At 36.6% G+C, this 17,043-nt stretch carries 18 protein-coding genes and 2 tRNA genes; 9 read left to right on the top strand and 11 right to left on the bottom strand.

Features of this window, described 5'->3' with window-relative positions; translation table 11 throughout:
• Positions 1-5 precede the first annotated feature (5 nt).
• Entirely contained in the window at positions 6-728 is a 723-nt protein-coding gene (locus tag J2X31_RS02035) for a polysaccharide deacetylase family protein (protein WP_310023990.1), read from the top strand.
• Positions 729-998: 270 nt separating this feature from the next.
• Here J2X31_RS02035 and J2X31_RS02030 read toward each other — a convergent pair whose 3' ends face one another.
• Positions 999-3,371: a heavy metal translocating P-type ATPase gene (locus tag J2X31_RS02030; protein ID WP_310023989.1), complete on the bottom strand. Its 2,373-nt coding sequence runs from the start codon at positions 3,369-3,371 to the stop codon at positions 999-1,001.
• A 106-nt stretch (positions 3,372-3,477) separates the two neighbouring features.
• Between J2X31_RS02030 and J2X31_RS02025 the strand changes: the two genes are divergently transcribed.
• Positions 3,478-4,158 (top strand): Crp/Fnr family transcriptional regulator, encoded by a 681-nt coding sequence (locus J2X31_RS02025; RefSeq protein ID WP_310023987.1) that lies wholly within the window; start codon positions 3,478-3,480, stop codon positions 4,156-4,158.
• A 91-nt stretch (positions 4,159-4,249) separates the two neighbouring features.
• A complete protein-coding gene (locus tag J2X31_RS02020; protein ID WP_310023985.1) occupies positions 4,250-4,555 on the top strand; it encodes a hypothetical protein in 306 nt (101 codons plus the stop codon).
• 3 nt (positions 4,556-4,558) lie between these two features.
• Here the strand turns inward: J2X31_RS02020 and J2X31_RS02015 are convergent, their stop codons facing one another.
• Both J2X31_RS02015 and J2X31_RS02010 read right to left on the bottom strand, forming a co-directional pair.
• On the bottom strand, positions 4,559-5,707 hold the full coding sequence (locus J2X31_RS02015; protein WP_310023983.1) for an 8-amino-7-oxononanoate synthase: 1,149 nt from the start codon (positions 5,705-5,707) through the stop codon (positions 4,559-4,561).
• A 55-nt stretch (positions 5,708-5,762) separates the two neighbouring features.
• Positions 5,763-6,239: a DUF1761 domain-containing protein gene (locus tag J2X31_RS02010; protein WP_310023981.1), complete on the bottom strand. Its 477-nt coding sequence runs from the start codon at positions 6,237-6,239 to the stop codon at positions 5,763-5,765.
• A gap of 156 nt (positions 6,240-6,395) precedes the next feature.
• Here J2X31_RS02010 and J2X31_RS02005 point away from each other — a divergent pair, with 156 nt between their 5' ends.
• Positions 6,396-6,680, top strand: coding sequence for a 4a-hydroxytetrahydrobiopterin dehydratase (locus tag J2X31_RS02005; RefSeq protein WP_310023979.1), 285 nt, complete (start codon positions 6,396-6,398; stop codon positions 6,678-6,680).
• 49 nt (positions 6,681-6,729) lie between these two features.
• Here J2X31_RS02005 and J2X31_RS02000 read toward each other — a convergent pair.
• Together J2X31_RS02000 and J2X31_RS01995 are read right to left on the bottom strand one after the other, a co-directional pair.
• Positions 6,730-6,802 (bottom strand) — tRNA-Met (locus tag J2X31_RS02000).
• A gap of 54 nt (positions 6,803-6,856) precedes the next feature.
• Positions 6,857-6,929: transfer RNA gene (locus tag J2X31_RS01995), tRNA-Met, on the bottom strand.
• 118 nt (positions 6,930-7,047) lie between these two features.
• Between J2X31_RS01995 and era the strand changes: the two genes are divergently transcribed.
• From era to J2X31_RS01970, 5 genes are all read left to right on the top strand, one after another.
• Entirely contained in the window at positions 7,048-7,929 is an 882-nt protein-coding gene (gene era, locus J2X31_RS01990) for a GTPase Era (RefSeq protein ID WP_310023977.1), read from the top strand.
• A 295-nt stretch (positions 7,930-8,224) separates the two neighbouring features.
• Positions 8,225-9,535: a ribosome biogenesis GTPase Der gene (der, locus tag J2X31_RS01985; protein WP_310023976.1), complete on the top strand. Its 1,311-nt coding sequence runs from the start codon at positions 8,225-8,227 to the stop codon at positions 9,533-9,535.
• A gap of 46 nt (positions 9,536-9,581) precedes the next feature.
• Entirely contained in the window at positions 9,582-9,764 is a 183-nt protein-coding gene (locus J2X31_RS01980; RefSeq protein ID WP_310023975.1) for a hypothetical protein, read from the top strand.
• Complete coding sequence (locus J2X31_RS01975; RefSeq protein WP_310023974.1) at positions 9,764-10,240, top strand: nucleotidyl transferase AbiEii/AbiGii toxin family protein; 477 nt, start codon at positions 9,764-9,766, stop codon at positions 10,238-10,240. Before J2X31_RS01980 ends, J2X31_RS01975 begins: the two co-directional genes overlap by 1 nt.
• A 198-nt stretch (positions 10,241-10,438) precedes the next feature.
• Positions 10,439-13,210: an outer membrane beta-barrel protein gene (locus J2X31_RS01970; protein ID WP_310023972.1), complete on the top strand. Its 2,772-nt coding sequence runs from the start codon at positions 10,439-10,441 to the stop codon at positions 13,208-13,210.
• Positions 13,211-13,305: 95 nt separating this feature from the next.
• Here the strand turns inward: J2X31_RS01970 and J2X31_RS01965 are convergent, their stop codons facing one another.
• The 6 genes from J2X31_RS01965 to J2X31_RS01940 are packed head-to-tail and all read right to left on the bottom strand — an operon-like array spanning position 13,306 to position 16,898.
• The gene (locus J2X31_RS01965) at positions 13,306-13,635 is read right to left on the bottom strand and encodes a hypothetical protein (RefSeq protein WP_310023969.1); all 330 of its coding nucleotides are present in this window, start codon (positions 13,633-13,635) and stop codon (positions 13,306-13,308) included.
• 18 nt (positions 13,636-13,653) lie between these two features.
• Positions 13,654-14,457 (bottom strand): TPM domain-containing protein, encoded by an 804-nt coding sequence (locus J2X31_RS01960; protein WP_374725204.1) that lies wholly within the window; start codon positions 14,455-14,457, stop codon positions 13,654-13,656.
• An 18-nt stretch (positions 14,458-14,475) separates the two neighbouring features.
• Entirely contained in the window at positions 14,476-14,910 is a 435-nt protein-coding gene (locus J2X31_RS01955) for a TPM domain-containing protein (RefSeq protein ID WP_310023966.1), read from the bottom strand.
• Between the two features lie 10 nt (positions 14,911-14,920).
• Complete coding sequence (locus tag J2X31_RS01950) at positions 14,921-15,505, bottom strand: LemA family protein (RefSeq protein WP_310023963.1); 585 nt, start codon at positions 15,503-15,505, stop codon at positions 14,921-14,923.
• A 44-nt stretch (positions 15,506-15,549) separates the two neighbouring features.
• Positions 15,550-15,882, bottom strand: a complete 333-nt coding sequence (locus J2X31_RS01945; protein WP_310023961.1) for a MerR family transcriptional regulator — start codon at positions 15,880-15,882, stop codon at positions 15,550-15,552.
• A 38-nt stretch (positions 15,883-15,920) separates the two neighbouring features.
• A complete protein-coding gene (locus J2X31_RS01940; protein WP_310023958.1) occupies positions 15,921-16,898 on the bottom strand; it encodes a M23 family metallopeptidase in 978 nt (325 codons plus the stop codon).
• Between the last annotated feature and the right edge of the window lie 145 nt (positions 16,899-17,043).

The following is a 17,043-nucleotide window of genomic DNA, read 5'->3' as shown; positions in this document are numbered from 1 at the left end:
AAACTATGAATTTCAAAACAATAAAAATACTAGGGCTGTTTCTTCTAATAAGCGGACTGACCTATGCCCAAAAAGATTCACGCAATTGGAACGGTAAAAAATGTGCCGTAGTCCTCACGTATGATGATGCCTTGAATGTGCATTTGGATAATGTTGTTCCTTCGCTTGACGCGTATGGCTTTAAAGGGACTTTTTATGTAATCGCTTCCGCTCCAGTAATAGCCAACAGACTTGAAGAGTGGAGGAAGATAGCCCAAAATGGTCACGAACTTGGCAATCATACCCTCAACCACCCATGTGATGGGAGTTTGTCTGGTAGAGAATGGGTAAACCCCGAAGCTGACCTTTCGCGTTATTCGATTGAAAGGGCGGTTCACGAAATCAGGATGACGAATACCTTCCTGAAAGCATTAGACGGCAAGACCGAACGTACTTTTGCTTATCCGTGTGTGGATTTTACCATTAACGGAAAACCTTTTTATAATCTCGTAGAAAATGAATTTGCAGGTGCAAGAGGTGCTACTCCAGAATATCCGTCTGCAAAGCAAGTAAACCTTTCCAATATTACAGGTTTCGTAGAAACTGGAACTACTGCTCAGCAAATGATTGCCGAGATTGAAAAGGCAGAAAAAGCAGGCTCTTTGGTTGTTTTTATTTTTCATGGAGTAGGAGGTGAACATCCGATGAATGTTGAAGTAAACGAACATCAGAAGCTTTTGATTATCTGAAGAAAAGAGAAAAGGATGTTTGGGTGGCTACAATGGTTGATGTGGCGAAGTATATTAAGAAGGAACAGGTGAGATAATTTATTATTTATTTCTACCCGTTGGGTGTAATTCGGTTTAAGACTTTTTTTGTCATTCCGACGAAGGAGGAATCTCCGTTAGGAGCTCCATATTGCAGAGTTTCCTCCTTCGTCGGAATGACAAGTTTGGGTAAATTGCCTACTTTTTCTAAAATAATTCGCAAAAATCGTAAAATGGGTTTATTTCTATTTTTTATTTCAGATTCCGAGCATAATAATTACTCATCAACGTAACAAAGCTAACAATGGTTATCGTGCTCAAAGGCATAATTATAGCAGCAACGAGTGGCAATAGATTTCCAGTAACGGCAAAGCTCAATCCCACTACATTATACAAAATCGAAACCACAAAACTCATCTTGATCGTTGTCATCGCTTTATGCGAAAGCTTTAAAAAGTAATGCAGTTTCTGAAATTCTCCAGCATCCAAGATTGCATCACAGGCAGGAGAAAATACATTCACATTCTCCGAAATCGAAATTCCGACATTGCTTTGTGCCAAGGCTCCGGCATCGTTGAGTCCGTCGCCAATCATCATTACGTTTTTTCCTTGTTCCTGTAGTTTTTTGATGAATTCCAGCTTCTGTTCGGGTTTTTGGTTGAAGATGAGTTCGGTTCCTTTTGGGATTAATTTTTCTAAAGTTTCCCGTTCACCTTCGTTATCGCCTGATAGAATCTTGAGTTCATATTGAGAAGATAAACTCTTAAAAAGTTCTTGTAAACCTTCACGGTATTGGTTGTTGAAAACATATTTACCCAAATATTTTTCATTGATTTTAATATGAACCGTAGTTTGTTGGACACTATTTTCTTCCATCTTCTCTATAAAAGACGCCGACCCAATTTTAATACTGCTTCCGTTAATGGAAGCTTCAATTCCCTTTCCGGTAATTTCCTTGAAGTCATCGGTTTTTTGTTTGATGGTTTCTGGCAGAAAATCATATAATATTCGGCTTAACGGATGATTGGAAGCCCGAAGCGTGTTTTTAATTAGAATTTGATCATCTTCAGAAATAATTTCCCCTTCATAAAAAATGTTTGATTTTTTATTGGTCGTAATGGTTCCTGTTTTATCAAATACCAAAGTATCTACCTTCGCCAGTTGTTCAATTACAAGAGCATTTTTAAGATAGAATTTCTTCTTGCCTAAAATTCGCAATACATTTCCCATCGTAAAAGGGGCGGTCAATGCCAAAGCACAAGGACAGGCTACAATTAAAACCGCAGTAAAGACATTAAACGCCGTATTAGTATCGAAGAAAATCCAATAACCAAAACCTGCAAACGAAATCAGTAATAAGATAGGAGTAAAGTAACGACTGATACTATCGGTTATAGTTTTATAATTCTGATCGACTTTCTTCTGGAAGACATCATTGCTCCACAATTGCGTAAGGTAGCTTTGCGAAACCGAACTCAAGACTTCCATCTCAACGACTTTTCCCATTTGTTTGCCTCCTGCGAAAATCTTATCACCGGAGTTTTTTGTGATGGGAATGGCTTCACCCGTTACAAAGCTATAATCGATGGAGGCTTTTTCGCTGATAAGGATGCCATCAACGGGAATCAATTCTTCGTTGCGAATCAACAACCTGTCGCCTTTTTGGATGTCGTAAATAGGAACACTTTCTTCAGTATCGGCATTTATTTTTGTTACAGCAATCGGGAAATACGACTTGAAGTCTCTTTCAAAACTCAAGAAACTATAGGTTTTAATCTGGAACATTTTGCCCAAGAGCATAAAGAAAACCAATCCCGTAAGGCTGTCAAAGAATCCCTGACCGTAATCAAAAACGATGTCAACCGTACTTCTAACAAACATTACGATGATTCCCAAAGCAATCGGAATATCAATGCTTAACATCCTTGCCTTGATGCTTTTGTAAGCCGAAACATAATAACCGCTGGCCGAATAAAAGAAACTCGGAAGCGAAAGGGCAAACACCAACCACCTGAAAAAGCCTTTGTAATGGTCTAGCCAAAATTCCGTAGATTCAAAGTACTCGGGAAACGATAAAAGCATTATGTTTCCGAAGCAGAAAAAGGCAACGCCTAATTTGTAGGTTAGGGTTCTATCGGTAACAGTTTTTCCTGTTTCGTAATTTTCTAAACTGATGTAAGGTTCGTAGCCAATCTTGCTTAAAAGATCTACAATCTCTTTTAGCGAAAGCGTTTCGGGATTAAAGATAATCCTGACTTTTTTCTCCGGAAAGTTCACTTGTGAAGAACTTATCTCCTTTTGAAGACGTTGTAGGTTTTCTAGAATCCAAATACAGGAACTGCAATGGATATGTGGAATATTGAGGGAAACAATCGCCGTTGTGTCTTCCCTGAATTCCAATAGCTTTTCAACTATCTTTTCATTGTCTAAAAAATCATATTTCCCTTTGATGTCCTGTGGAGTCGCACCTGGCGATCTCTCAAAATCATAATAGCAAGTCATGTCGTTGAGACTGAAAATTTCATACACCGTCTTGCAACCCTGGCAACAAAATTTCTTTTCGTCAAAAACAATCGCTTCTTCTATAATATCAAGTCCACAATGGAAACATTTTGCTGTGTCCATAACTTTGCTCATTTACCTGCGGCAAAGTTCATAAAAGACCTCTGATTAATATATGATATATGTCATATAAAGTCGTAAATTTGACCACCCTTAAACCCTTTTTTAAATGAGTAAATGTGAACAATGTATCGTTAGAGAATTCAGTTCCCTGAAGGCACTCGGTAAAGACGAGTTGCTCAAGATGGCCGAATGCAAGACATCGATGCAGGTAAAAAAGGGCGATATTATTTTTGAAGAAGGCGAGAATGTGAATGGTGTTTTCTGTGTGAAAGATGGCGTTTGCAAGATGACCAAATTGAGTCAGAATGGAAAAGACCAAATCGTGAAGCTGGTTAAAAAGGGTGAACTCTTGGGCCAACGTTCTATGATTAGTGACGAGCCAGCCAATCTTTCGGCAGTTGCCCTAGAGGATATGCAGGTTTGTTTTATCCCGAAAAGTGAAATCATGGGCTTCTTCAATCAGAACAATAATTTCTCGATGAACGTAATGAAGACCATCTGTGGCGATTTGAAAGAAGCCGATGATATTTTGGTTGGATTGGCACAAAAAACTGTTAAGGAAAGATTGGCTCATACATTATTGTATTTGGAAGAAACCTTCGGAATCAATCCTGATAAATCATTAAAATTGCAATTGTCCCGTGAAGAAATTGCAGGAATGATTGGTACTGCTACTGAAAGCTGTATTCGTTTACTATCGGAACTTAAAAAAGAAAATGCAATAGAGTTGGTCGGCAAAAAAATCATCATTACCGACAGGAATAAGCTACTTCGAATAGGGAATTGAATAATCCTGTAACCTTTTACTACAATCGTGTAAAATTTTCCTTTATAAAATCTTGAACTTTGATTGAACTTAAATCCTAAAATCAAACGTCATGGAAGATTTACGTAAAGAAGACAGCAAAGAACAATTAAAAGATTTTGATTCCACTAAAAATCCTCTTGACACTTCCGTAGAAGGAATTGCCGAAGATGAGACAACTGGAAGCGGTTATAATGAAGCCGAAAGAGCTTCCAAAGATGCAACAAATATGGATTTACAACATAAAGGAAGTCGTGAGCTCATCGATAAATACAACATCAACGACCAAGCCCATTCAGACAGTAGCAAGGATAATTTTGTGAAAACTATATCCAACAACAATCACGCTGACGGTTCTAAAAATACGAGTGGGAAATAATATTTACTTGAAAGGATTTCGCTCTTTCCATTCGGTTTTAGGTTCCAAATAATCAAAGATCACATCCATTTTTTTGTTGATAAGTGAATTGCTGTGTTTGATGTAACCGTACATTTCTACAGGCTTTGCCCCAATAGAGCTCTTGATTTCCAATGCTGTTCTTGCAAAAACAACTTCCTTGAACCCCTTGTTGATGGAGTAGGCCACCATATCATATAGCATGTTGAGATACAGCATTTTTTCTCGTTGGATGGTTTCATCGTAGCCTAGGAAATAAGTATCCATCGAGTTGCCATTCTTGATCAAAGTATTGAAGCCAATTAGTTTCTCCTCTAAAAAATAACCATAAAAAAGAAACTTCTCTTTCAGCATTTCCTTGAAAACCCTGAAGTGATTTTTTGCTAAAAAGAACGTATTGAACGGAGCATTTTGGGCAACATGAAAATACAACTCATAAATTGTTTCTTCATGTTTTATAATGTCTTCCAAGTGCATTTTTCGTTTTTCGATACCCTCGGATTTCTTCCTGCTTCGTTTGTATTGGTCGCGGTATTTTTTGTTGAGATCGGAAATATAATCATCAAATGAAAGCCATTTTTCCTTGATTTCAAAAACCATATTCGGTTGGATGCAAAACTTATAATACTCCCTGAATCCGATGTTTTCAAAAGCTATTATTTCTTCGTTGGTAAAATCCTTAAACGAAGTTAGGTGCACTTTTTTCCCTTTTTTTGTAAAGATGAGTTGCAAGGCGTCGGAAGCTTTTTTCAAAGTTTTCAGAGCTTCATTAGTATTTATTTCTTCTAAAAAATAAAAAGCATTTTGCCCCGTCAGCATATTATTTCCGATAAACAACACGTGAGAACTAAAGTTTTTAAATAAAAAATTACGAACTGAAGTTTTTACACAGCGATCCCTTTCTCCAAAAGATTTCAATTGATTGACATCTAAAAACTGTGATAATGCAATCCCAACAAGACTTTCTTTTTTGAAGAAGCCAATGAAATGGCATGTCATATTTTCTGGTCCCGATTGTTCCAATACTTGAAGATAGTCTTTGGAAAGGAAAATGTTTTCAACCGCCAAATCATTCCAGTTTTCAGGAAGTTCGGTGGTTGAGGTGAAAATTTTATACGTAAGTGTTGTATTCAAATCAAAAAAAATCGCCCCACAAAAGTAGAGCGATTGTAGTATAATTAAATGTTAATTATTTCCATCCGCAGATAATGGCTCCCATAAGGGTCATCACAATTACCCAATATCCAGAAGTTATAGCCACATATTTAAACGATTTTTGCTCAAAAAGAGCATTGGTTGCAATTACGGGTAATACAATAAACAAAGAGGCAATACAACCGTGTAAGGCGCCGTGTTTAAAGGTTCTAAAAGCTTCTCCGTGAACCTGCATATAGGCTAGAAAAGCTTCGTCATTTGCATTTCCGCCAGCAAGTTGCATTGCTCCAACTTGATGAATTACAAGAGTTGGCATCATAAAAGCAAGCATAAAAGCAAATACAAACGTAAGCCCGAAGACCTTAACCATATTCGACTGTCGGGCTTTTTCCTCTGTCATCCCGATTTCCCTCATCCAAATAGTTCCAAAAACTTTTGGATTATACCAGATAAAACCCACTACAAAACTTGATAAAGCGGCCACTAAAATGGCTAAAAAATTTGGTTCCATAAATTTTTTTTTTGATTTTGATAATCAAATGTAATTATTTTTTATTAAAAAATTAACAATTGTTTATTTTATCTTGTAAATTTCAGGATGTTGATTATTTAAGATCAGAAATGGGTTATATACATTTAATTGTATTAAATTTAAAATAAAAATAAAATGGAAATTTACAACTCAAAAGAAGCAGAAAAAGAATTGTCAAAAATAAATGGATGGTCGTTCAAAAAAGATGGAATTGAAAAAGAATTTGAATTTGAGGATTTTATCGAAGCATTTGCATTTATGACTAAAGTCGCAATTTTATCCGAAAAGGAAAATCATCATCCTGAATGGTCTAATGTTTACAATAAGGTTACTATTAGATTGGCTACACATGATGATGCAGGTGGTTTAACTGATAAAGATTTTAAATTGGCGGGGAAAATTGAAAGTGTTTTGGTTTAATAAAGGAAAACAAAAAAAAGCCTCATATTTCTATGAAGCTTTTCCTTTGTAGCGGGAATTGGACTCGAACCAATGACCTTCGGGTTATGAGCCCGACGAGCTACCTACTGCTCTATCCCGCGATGTGCGTTTGTATTCTCAATATTTTTTTGTTTACTAAAATCAGTAAAACCTAGTAGCGGGAATTGGACTCGAACCAATGACCTTCGGGTTATGAGCCCGACGAGCTACCTACTGCTCTATCCCGCGATGTTTCGAGTGCAAATTTACGACGATTATCTTGAAAAACAAGCATTTTGATGAAAAATGTTTTATTTCATCTATTCGGCTGATATGATTACCTTTGCAGAATATAAATAAAGAATAAATGTCACATAAAGCAGGTTTTGTAAATATTATCGGTAATCCAAATGTTGGAAAATCGACCTTGATGAATGCTTTCGTCGGGGAAAGATTGTCCATTATTACTTCAAAAGCACAAACAACACGTCACAGGATTTTAGGGATTGTAAACGGAGATGACTTTCAGGTTATCCTTTCGGACACGCCAGGAATCATCAAGCCGGCTTATGAAATGCAGGAATCGATGATGAATTTTGTGAAATCGGCTTTTGAAGATGCTGATATCCTGATTTATATGGTGGAGATTGGCGAACAGGCTTTGAAAGATGAAGCTTTTTTTAATAAGATCATCCACGCCAAGATTCCGGTTTTGCTTTTGTTGAACAAGATTGACAATTCGAATCAGGAACAATTGGAAGAGCAGGTTGCTTTTTGGACGGAGAAAGTGCCCAATGCTGAAATTTTTGCGATTTCGGCTTTGCAGAATTTTAATGTAAAAGAAGTTTTTACGAGAATTATTGACTTGCTTCCAGAATCGCCCGCTTATTATCCGAAAGATACTTTGACGGACAAACCGGAACGTTTCTTTGTAAACGAAACCATCCGTGAGAAAATCCTTTTGAATTACAGTAAGGAAATCCCGTATGCGGTTGAAATTGAAACGGAGGAATTTTTGGAAGATGAAAATATAATTAGAATCCGTTCGCTTATCATGGTGGAACGCGATACTCAAAAGGGTATTATCATTGGGCATAAAGGTTCGGCTTTGAAAAAAGTGGGGATGGAAGCCAGAGCTGATTTGGAGAAATTCTTCGGGAAACAGATTCACATTGAAATGTATGTGAAGGTGAACAAGAATTGGAGAAGCAATGCGAATATGTTGAAGCGATTTGGGTATAATCAGTAGGGAGTTGGGAAGTTTAGGAGTTCGGAGAAGTTGAAAAAATGCCTGAAGATGGAGTTCTAGCCCCAACTGGAGGGATCTCGTCTTTTAGGACGAGAGGAAGGAAGGCGGGAACCTGTCTGCCGACAGGCAGGTATGGTTTCTGGAAAAGCCTTTAGTTTCGCTCCTAAAAATTATAAGAAATAATCACGTCAAAGGGTTGCTGTGAACTGTGAAGTAAAAAGAGTACCTTTGCAAAAAATATAAGATGCGGTTTTTAGAATCTAAAATCTAAAATCTACATTCTAAAATAAAGAAAATGAATAACATTGTTGCCATTGTAGGAAGACCAAACGTAGGGAAATCGACGTTGTTTAACCGATTGATTAAGAGAAGAGAAGCTATCGTTGACTCGGTTTCGGGTGTGACCCGTGATAGAAATTACGGAAAAAGTGAATGGAATGGGAAAGAGTTTTCTGTGATTGATACGGGTGGTTATATCCGAGGTTCGGAAGATGTTTTTGAAGCAGAAATCAGAAAACAGGTGGAGCTTGCTATTGATGAGGCCGATGTAATTATTTTTGTGGTGGATGTTGAGGAAGGTATCACGCCAATGGATGATACTGTTGCGAAGTTGTTGCGTAAAGTGACCAAGCCAGTTTTATTGGCTGTGAACAAGGTGGATAACGCCATGCGTGAGAAAGATGCTATAGAATTTTATAACCTTGGATTAGGCGAATATTATACGTTTGCAAGTATTTCGGGAAGCGGAACTGGGGATTTGATGGATGCATTGATTGATGCTTTTCCAGAAAAACCACAACCAACCCAGGAAGAAATCGAATTGCCTCGCTTTGCAGTTGTTGGTCGACCAAATGCTGGAAAATCAAGCTTTATCAATGCTTTGATTGGTAAGGAAAGATTTATGGTGACGGATATTGCTGGAACAACTCGTGATGCAATTGATACCAAATTTGACCGTTTTGGTTTTGAATTCAACTTGGTGGATACTGCGGGAATTCGTAGAAAAGCCAAAGTGAAGGAAGATTTGGAGTTTTATTCGGTAATGCGTTCTGTTCGTGCAATTGAACATGCCGATGTTTGTATCTTGATTATTGATGCAACCCGCGGATTTGAAGGGCAAGACCAAAGTATATTTTGGTTGGCTGAAAAAAACCGTAAAGGTGTTGTGATTTTGGTAAACAAATGGGATTTGGTGGAGAAAGACACGATGTCAACGCGTGATTATGAAGCTAAAATTAGGGAAGAATTGATGCCGTTTACGGATGTGCCAATTCTTTTCGTATCGGCTTTGACAAAACAACGTTTGCTGAAAGCTTTGGAAGCGACGGTTCAGGTTTTTGAAGCTAGAAAGCAGAGAATCCCGACTTCAAAATTCAACGATTATATGTTGAAAGTGATTGAAGGTTATCCGCCACCGGCTTTGAAAGGGAAATATGTGAAGATTAAATATTGCATGCAATTGCCAACGGCAACGCCACAGTTTGTGTTTTTTGCCAACTTGCCACAGTATGTGAAGGAAGCCTATAAGCGTTTCTTGGAAAATAAAATTCGTGAGAATTGGGATTTTTCGGGAGTGCCGATTGATATTTATATTAGGGAGAAATAGATTTCCCGAAATTATGGTTTAAATTTGAGTAGTAGATTTTTTGATTATGAAAATTCAATTTCAAACTAAAGACGAAAGCAATAAGAAGCAATTGGAAGATTTCTTGAAACTTTCCAAGGGTGAACGAGTTTATAGTTTTTTGAGATTGATGTATCAGATGAAACAGTTTCCAATGAAGGAAGAACCGTCGAAATCAGGAAATTTTGTAATCACTATAAAATCGAAATAATGTCTCAACCCTGGGAAGAAAACATTGAAAGCTTTGTAAGATTGGCCAACAAACATAAAGTTCGTATGTTGATGGTTGGTGGTGGAGCTGTCAATTTTCACGGTTATCAAAGACATTCTGCCGATGTTGATTTTTGGATTGAAACTACAGATGAAAATTTCAGAAAACTTGTGATAGTTTTTAATGAAATGGGATATGAGATACTCGATTTTCCTGAAGCTGTTAAAAATCAAGAGCAAAATATTTCGATAAAGTTTTCGCCATTGGATTTGGATTTAGAACTAATCACCAATTTTTCTGTCAATAAATCATTTGATGAAGCTTATAATGATAGTGAAAAAGTTACAGTAAAAAACAATGACTTTTTAAGCTGGAATGTACTTTCGCTAGAAGATTTAATCACTAGTAAAGTCAAAGCCAGCCGACCGAAAGATTTACTGGATATTCAGCAACTGAGAGAGATCAATAAAAAATAGCTAAACCCGAAACGAAAGTTTCGGGTTTTTTGTTAATGCAAATTTGACTTTTTTCAATTATCAACTTTATATTTTCGGTATCAATAATTTATCATAAATGTAATTCTGTTAAATTTTGTGTAAGAAATTATTTCTTTTAATACTAAATCACTTAATTCGCAGTTAGCATTCAAAACAAAAACAAAAAAACACATATTTATGCACAGAGTTTACCCAGCCCTGCTCTTATTTTTATTGGTTAGCTTTTCCAGTTTCGGACAAAGCACGATTACCATTAAAGGAAAAGTAATTGAAGATACTTCGAAACTTCCGTTGGAATCTGCTACAGTTTATCTGACTTCTGCACAAGATTCGACCATTATCGATTATACGATTTCGGACAAAAACGGAAATTTCTCTTTATCAACCAAAAAAATAACCAAACCGGCCTTGTTGAAGGTTTCTTTTATGGGTTTTGAGGATTATACTCAAGAAATCAATGAGCTTTCTACGAATAAAGATTTTGGTGTATTGAATATTAAAGACCAGCCAAATAGCTTGAACGAAGTTGTTGTGAAAGGACAGGCTCCACCGGTTAGAATTAAGCAAGATACTTTAGAGTTTAATGCATCTTCTTTTAAAGTTCGTCCAGATTCGAATGTGGAAGCCTTGCTGAAACAATTGCCTGGTGTTGAGGTTTCTTCTGATGGAAAAATTACGGTAAACGGAAAAGAAGTCAACAATATCTTGGTAAACGGAAAGCCCTTTTTTGGTAAAGATGGAAAAGTGGCCACTCAAAATTTACCAGCCGATATTATTGATAAAGTGCAGGTTTCGGATACTAAAACCAAAGAAGAAGAACTGTCGGGTCAAGCGGCAAGTTCCGAAGAGAAAACCATCAATTTGACGATACAGGAAGATAAAAATAAAGGCTTGTTTGGGAAATTTAGTGGCGGTTTGGGAACCGACGATCGTTATGAATCCAGCGGATTGATCAATTATTTTAAAAATGACCAGAAATTCAGTTTCTTGGGTTCTTCTAATAATATCAATTCGGTAGGATTTTCGATGGATGAAATTTTTGATTCAATGGGTGGTGGCCGAAATATGTATTCCAGCAGTGACGGAAGTTTTAATATAAACGGTCAACAGTTTGGAGGAGGAAGTGGCATAACGCAATCGAATATGATCGGATTGAATTATTCGGATAAAATAGGGAAGAAGATTGACCCGAGTGCGAGTTATTTCTACAATTCGGCCGAGACCGAAAACGATACAAGAAGCAAGGTTGAAAATCTTTTGCCGGAAAATAAATTTACGACAGAATCAGTCGGAACGACTAGGAATGTTAGTAACGGACATAATTTGAATGTGGAATTTGAGGCAAAATTAGACTCATTGACAACTTTGAGCATTCGTCCAAATTTAAGAAAAAACAATTCAAGATTTACGGCAACAAGAGCTCAAAATTCAGTTGATGAATTTGGTGAAGCCTTAAACGAAAGCAACAGTTACACCAACAACACTTCGGATAATATATCCTTTCAAAATGATTTGTATTTATATAGAAAAATAAATAAAAAAGGAAGGAGCCTTTCGTTTAATTTCAATAATGAAAACTCCAGTAATCAATCAGCCAATCAGGACATTTCATCTACTATTTTGTATAAGGAGACTGGAAATGAAACCATTAGTCGGGATTTAATTGAAAATAATGATAACATAAACGACAAATATTCGACTTCTATTACATATACTGAACCGATCACTGATTCGCTAAGTTTTTCTGTTGGTGGTCGATATACTTGGAGGAATTCGGTTAATGATACAGAAACTTTTAACTTTGACGGGGCTAATAATCAATATTCTATCCGAAATGATTCGCTTTCAAATTATATTAATTCGAACAGCAAGATTGTAAATCCGTTTGTGTCTTTGAACGTTCGAAAAAAGAACTACAGCGGAAGAATTAATTTTGGAACCGAAATTACCCGATTCGAAAACTTCTCGAATTATCTTGCTGAAAACACGGTTTTAAACAAAGATTATATTTTCCCATCCGTGAATGGATATTTTAATTACCGGTTTTCGAAATCAAAATCGGTGTATGCGAATTACCGATATTCAGTTAATTTACCAACAGCCAATCAGATTTTGCCTGTTATCAATATCTCGAATCCGTTGAATACCATTACGGGAAATCCTGATTTGGATCCAACCAAAAGACACGGTTTTTATTTCGGGTTCAATAATTATGATTATGCCACACGTTCTGGATTCTATTTGTATTCTGGCGGAACGATTTACAGCAACCAAATTGTTTCTTCAACGGTTTTTGATGATAGTGCCAAGCGAAATACTACTTTTGAAAACACAGGAACGACTTATGATAGTTACATTGGTTTCAGTTGGGACAAGTCGTTCAAAATGGAAGGGCATACTTTTAAATACAGTTTAGGAATAAGTGGAAATTTCGATTTGTCTAAAGGACTGACCAATAACCAGGCCTATGAAGCCGAAGCTTTCTCGTTGAATCCAGAAGTTCGACTGTCTTGGGAATATGGCGAGCTGTTGACGATTACACCAAGCTACAGCTATAATTTCAGAGACACCAAGTTCAAGAATTATACACTTGACGGATCATCAAATTTTACTCATAATTTTAAATTGGAAACCACTTCCTATTGGCCGAAGCATTTTGTTTTTGGAAATGATTTTGGTTATACTTACAATTCAAACATTGCCGATGGTTTCCAGAAAGATTTTTATTTGTGGAACATGAGTTTGGGGTATAATTTCTTTAATGATAAATTACTGGCAAAAGTAAAAGTGTATGATTTACTGAATCAGAACGTGAATGCCACGCGAACCATCACACCAACTGCGATACAGGATGTCGAGAACACGGTTTTAAGACGCTATGCAATGTTTTCGTTGACGTATAAAATTGAAAAATTTGCAGGAAAGAAAAAGAATCCTTGGGATGAATAGGATATTTTAGAATAGTTGTTTAACACAAATTGCACCAATTTTCACTAGTTATTTCGTGAAAATTGGTGCAATTTGTGTTTAATTCTATTTTGGTTTTATTGATAAAACTGTTTGAAATATTCCTGAATTTCCTGATCGAATGCAGGGTTTTTCAAAAGAGCCAAAGTCTGGTCTTTTATCAAAATGAAATCCTCCTGATGGAATTGATTTTCAAAATTATGATTGATAAAATCGGTCAAGCTTTGCAAAACCAATTTGATTTCATCTTCAGAGATTGCCTTGTTTTGGACGTGTCTGTTTCTAATAAGGTAAGCACCGGTATGTGTTGCGACTTCAATGACTTTTTCTATAGAAAGCTGATTTTTGGCCATCAGTTTTCCTATAAAATGATTCATTTGTTGGTTGATTAATTCTTGTATGGTCATTCGTTAAAGTTTTTTAGATTACCAGCTTCCGCCTGAACCTCCACCAGAGAATCCGCCTCCGCCAAATCCGCCACCGAAACCACCGCCTCCGCCAGAAAATCCACCACCAGATGAACCTCCGCCAAAACCGCCACGGCCAAGACTACTCAAAATAATCATGTCAGCTAAATCGAATCCGCCACCTCCACCTCGGTTTCCAGAATTGCCTCCGCCTTTGTTTTTGGCAATAATGATGATAATGATAACAAAGATGATAATGAAAATAAACGGAATCGGACTTCCGTCTGATTTGTTTCCTTTTCTCTGGCCTTTGTATTTCCCTTTTAAAACTTCAAAAATGGCATCTGTGCCTTTGTCAAGACCGTTATAATAACTTCCTGCTTTAAATTCAGGAATAATAACGTTTCGCGAAATCTCTCCACCGATTCCAGCTGTTATCCTATCTTCTACACCATATCCAGCGGAAATCCATATTTTTCTTTCTTTTTCAGCCAGAAGGATAATGACTCCGTTGTCGTTTTTTTCGCTTCCGCCAATTCCCCAAGCGTGACCCCATTTTGGAGTTAAAATACCAATATCTTCTCCTTGCAGACTTTCAATGGTAATCACCACAATTTGAGTTGTAGTCGTGTCAGAATATTTGATGAGTTTTTCTTCCAAAGCCGATTTTTCCGAAGCACTCAATACTTTTGCATAATCATAAACACTCGTCTGCAATTTGGGAACAGGTGGAATGGTATATTGTGCAAAACCGAAACTAACTTGAAGCAAGAAAGCGATCAGTAAGGATTTAAGTTTCCAATTGGAATTTGTATTTTTCATTTTTTGGAATTTCATTCTTTATCCTTTTGATATTTCGTTTGATAATTCGTCTTTGTCGCCATTAAAAGGAAAATATTGCTCTAGTCGTTCGCCAGCTCTCAAGATTCCAGTAACCAAACCGTCTTTGAATTTCCTTTCTTTGAAATTTGAAATGACAACATCTCTTGTGCAGTCCCAAAAATCATCTTCAACAACCTTGTCAATGCCTTCATCGCCAATAATTGCAAAAGTATGATCGGCAACGCCAATATAAAACAAAACACCGTTTCGCAACACTGTTGCATCCATACCTAAAAAATGAAAAACCTCCTGGGCTCTTTCGAGCGGAGGTTTTTCGGTATGGTCTTCAATGTGAACTCTTATTTCCCCAGAAGTATTTTTTTCGGCTTTACTAATCGCCCGAACAATTTCTTGTTCTTCTTCCTTGGTTAAAAAATCTTCAACTTTTGACATTTATTTTTTTTTAGAATTTTACTTCAACAGGTTTTTCTGCACCTTCAGTAGATTTGAAATAAGGTTTTTCTGGATATCCACTCAAGAACCAACTGTTTGGAATAGAAAGTACATATCCATTATATACTTGAACCGATTCGTTGAATCTTGTTCTAGCTGTCAAAATTTGGTTTTCCGTACTAGCCAGTTCATCCTGTAATTTCAAGAAATTTTCATTAGCTCTCAATTGAGGATAAGCTTCAACTGTAACCAATAATCTAGACAAACTAGAAGAAACATTGGATTGTGCTTGTTGGAATTGAGCCATTTGTTCTGGAGTCACATTACTTGGGTCAATAGTCACTGAAGTTGCTTTTGCACGAGCTTCAACAACAGCTGTCAAGGTTCCTTTTTCAAAATCAGCTGCACCTTTTACGGTATTTACTAAATTTCCGATAAGGTCATTTCTTCTTTGGTAGGCTGTTTCAACATTTCCCCATTCTTTTCCAACTGCTTGATTGTGTTTCAAGGCTGTGTTTTTGATTCCAACAACCCAAAATCCGATAATTACTACAACCGCAATAATAATTCCTACAGGTATTAACCACTTTTTCATTTTCTTTTTTTGTTTTAGTTTTTATTTGTTTTTAATGTTCTCTTTTATAATTCATTCTTAATATTCACCAACTGCACTTTTATACTTTCCAACTTGCTGATGATTTCAAATTTATCCAATGTCTTCTTTTGTCCTTCCTTCAAATGTGTTTTGGCACCATCAAGAGTAAAGCCTCGTTCTTTTACCAGATGATAAATCAATTGTAGGTTTTTCACATCTTCAGGAGTGAACATTCTATTGCCTTTTGCATTCTTTTTAGGTTTCAGAATATCAAATTCCTTGTCCCAAAAACGAATCAGGGATGCATTTACATCAAAGGCTTTCGCCAATTCGCCAATACTGTAATATCTCTTGTCTGGGTTTAAATTTATATGCATTTATCTTGTTCTGGTTCAAAGTTTAAATTATTCAATCATTAATCCAACGACTGATTCTCCTGGTTCGCTAATTTAGAAATGACAACAAATTCTGCAGCCGAAATATTTCCATAATAAAAATTCAACGGGTTCACAACTTCACCGTTTTTATGCACTTCATAATGCAAGTGTGGCGCTTCGCTTCGTCCCGTACTTCCAACATATCCTATCACATCACCACGTTTGACTCTTTGTCCGGCTCTCACCTTATATTTGCTCAAATGAGCATACAAAGTTTCATATCCAAAACCATGCCTGATAACGATGTGGTTGCCATAGCCCGAGGCAGTGTTGTCAGCCCGATCCACAACGCCATCACCCGTGGCATAAATCGGAGTTCCTGATTTTGCCGTAAAATCCATTCCGGCATGAAATTTTCGCACTTTCGTAAAAGGATCACTTCTATATCCAAAACCCGAAGCCATCTGTTTCAACTGCTCGTTTTTTACAGGCTGAATCGCCGGAATTGCCGATAGAAGCTTCTCTTTTTCCTTCGCCAATTTCAAGATTTCATCCAACGATTTTGATTGTATCGCCAATTGTTTCGAAAGCATATCAACACGTTTTGTAGTGTTCGTCACCAATTCAGAATTATTATAACCTTCTAAATCCTTATAACGGTTTACACCACCAAAACCAGCCTTTCTCTGCTCTTCAGGAATTGCCGAAGTATTAAAATAGACACGATACAAATTATTATCCCGTTCCTCCACATGCTCTAAAACTTCGTCAATCTGGTCCATTTTCTTGTTCAAGATCGAATACCTCAATTTCAAATTCTCAATCTCACGAGCCTGAAGCCTGTCCTTTGGTGTTTCAAAAAAAGGCGTATTCAATAAAACCACAAATCCGAGTACTCCAAACAAGCCCGAAGACAGCAAAAACAAAGCAATATAGCCAAACCGTTTCCTTTTCTTGGTAACGATTTTTCTATAGGCCAAATTTTCAGAATCGTAGTAATATTTTACCTTCTTCATATTTTAAAATATACTATTTTTGCACCTTCAAAAAGGTTAGTCGAACAAATTTAATAAATGTTTCATTAAAATAATTTTTTAGAGCGAAACATTTGGCATTTTTGGAAACCTTTGTTCCCGCTTTCCGTTGCAATCTTTTCTTTTT

The organism is Flavobacterium arsenatis (assembly GCF_031456785.1).
In the GTDB taxonomy this organism is placed as follows: domain Bacteria; phylum Bacteroidota; class Bacteroidia; order Flavobacteriales; family Flavobacteriaceae; genus Flavobacterium; species Flavobacterium arsenatis.
Note: the sequence above shows the minus strand (reverse complement) of the source record. Positions and strands in the feature narration are given on the sequence as shown.

Excerpts from the sequence above, each read along its gene's own strand:
- J2X31_RS02035 (WP_310023990.1), top strand. The coding sequence starts at position 6 with ATGAATTTCAAAACAATAAAAATACTAGGGCTGTTTCTTCTAATAAGC.
- J2X31_RS02030 (WP_310023989.1), bottom strand. The coding sequence starts at position 3,371 with ATGGACACAGCAAAATGTTTCCATTGTGGACTTGATATTATAGAAGAA.
- J2X31_RS02025 (WP_310023987.1), top strand. The coding sequence starts at position 3,478 with ATGAGTAAATGTGAACAATGTATCGTTAGAGAATTCAGTTCCCTGAAG.
- J2X31_RS02020 (WP_310023985.1), top strand. The coding sequence starts at position 4,250 with ATGGAAGATTTACGTAAAGAAGACAGCAAAGAACAATTAAAAGATTTT.
- J2X31_RS02010 (WP_310023981.1), bottom strand. The coding sequence starts at position 6,239 with ATGGAACCAAATTTTTTAGCCATTTTAGTGGCCGCTTTATCAAGTTTT.
- J2X31_RS02005 (WP_310023979.1), top strand. The coding sequence starts at position 6,396 with ATGGAAATTTACAACTCAAAAGAAGCAGAAAAAGAATTGTCAAAAATA.
- era (WP_310023977.1), top strand. The coding sequence starts at position 7,048 with ATGTCACATAAAGCAGGTTTTGTAAATATTATCGGTAATCCAAATGTT.
- der (WP_310023976.1), top strand. The coding sequence starts at position 8,225 with ATGAATAACATTGTTGCCATTGTAGGAAGACCAAACGTAGGGAAATCG.
- J2X31_RS01980 (WP_310023975.1), top strand. The coding sequence starts at position 9,582 with ATGAAAATTCAATTTCAAACTAAAGACGAAAGCAATAAGAAGCAATTG.
- J2X31_RS01975 (WP_310023974.1), top strand. The coding sequence starts at position 9,764 with ATGTCTCAACCCTGGGAAGAAAACATTGAAAGCTTTGTAAGATTGGCC.
- J2X31_RS01970 (WP_310023972.1), top strand. The coding sequence starts at position 10,439 with ATGCACAGAGTTTACCCAGCCCTGCTCTTATTTTTATTGGTTAGCTTT.
- J2X31_RS01965 (WP_310023969.1), bottom strand. The coding sequence starts at position 13,635 with ATGACCATACAAGAATTAATCAACCAACAAATGAATCATTTTATAGGA.
- J2X31_RS01960 (WP_374725204.1), bottom strand. The coding sequence starts at position 14,457 with ATGAAAAATACAAATTCCAATTGGAAACTTAAATCCTTACTGATCGCT.
- J2X31_RS01955 (WP_310023966.1), bottom strand. The coding sequence starts at position 14,910 with ATGTCAAAAGTTGAAGATTTTTTAACCAAGGAAGAAGAACAAGAAATT.
- J2X31_RS01950 (WP_310023963.1), bottom strand. The coding sequence starts at position 15,505 with ATGAAAAAGTGGTTAATACCTGTAGGAATTATTATTGCGGTTGTAGTA.
- J2X31_RS01945 (WP_310023961.1), bottom strand. The coding sequence starts at position 15,882 with ATGCATATAAATTTAAACCCAGACAAGAGATATTACAGTATTGGCGAA.
- J2X31_RS01940 (WP_310023958.1), bottom strand. The coding sequence starts at position 16,898 with ATGAAGAAGGTAAAATATTACTACGATTCTGAAAATTTGGCCTATAGA.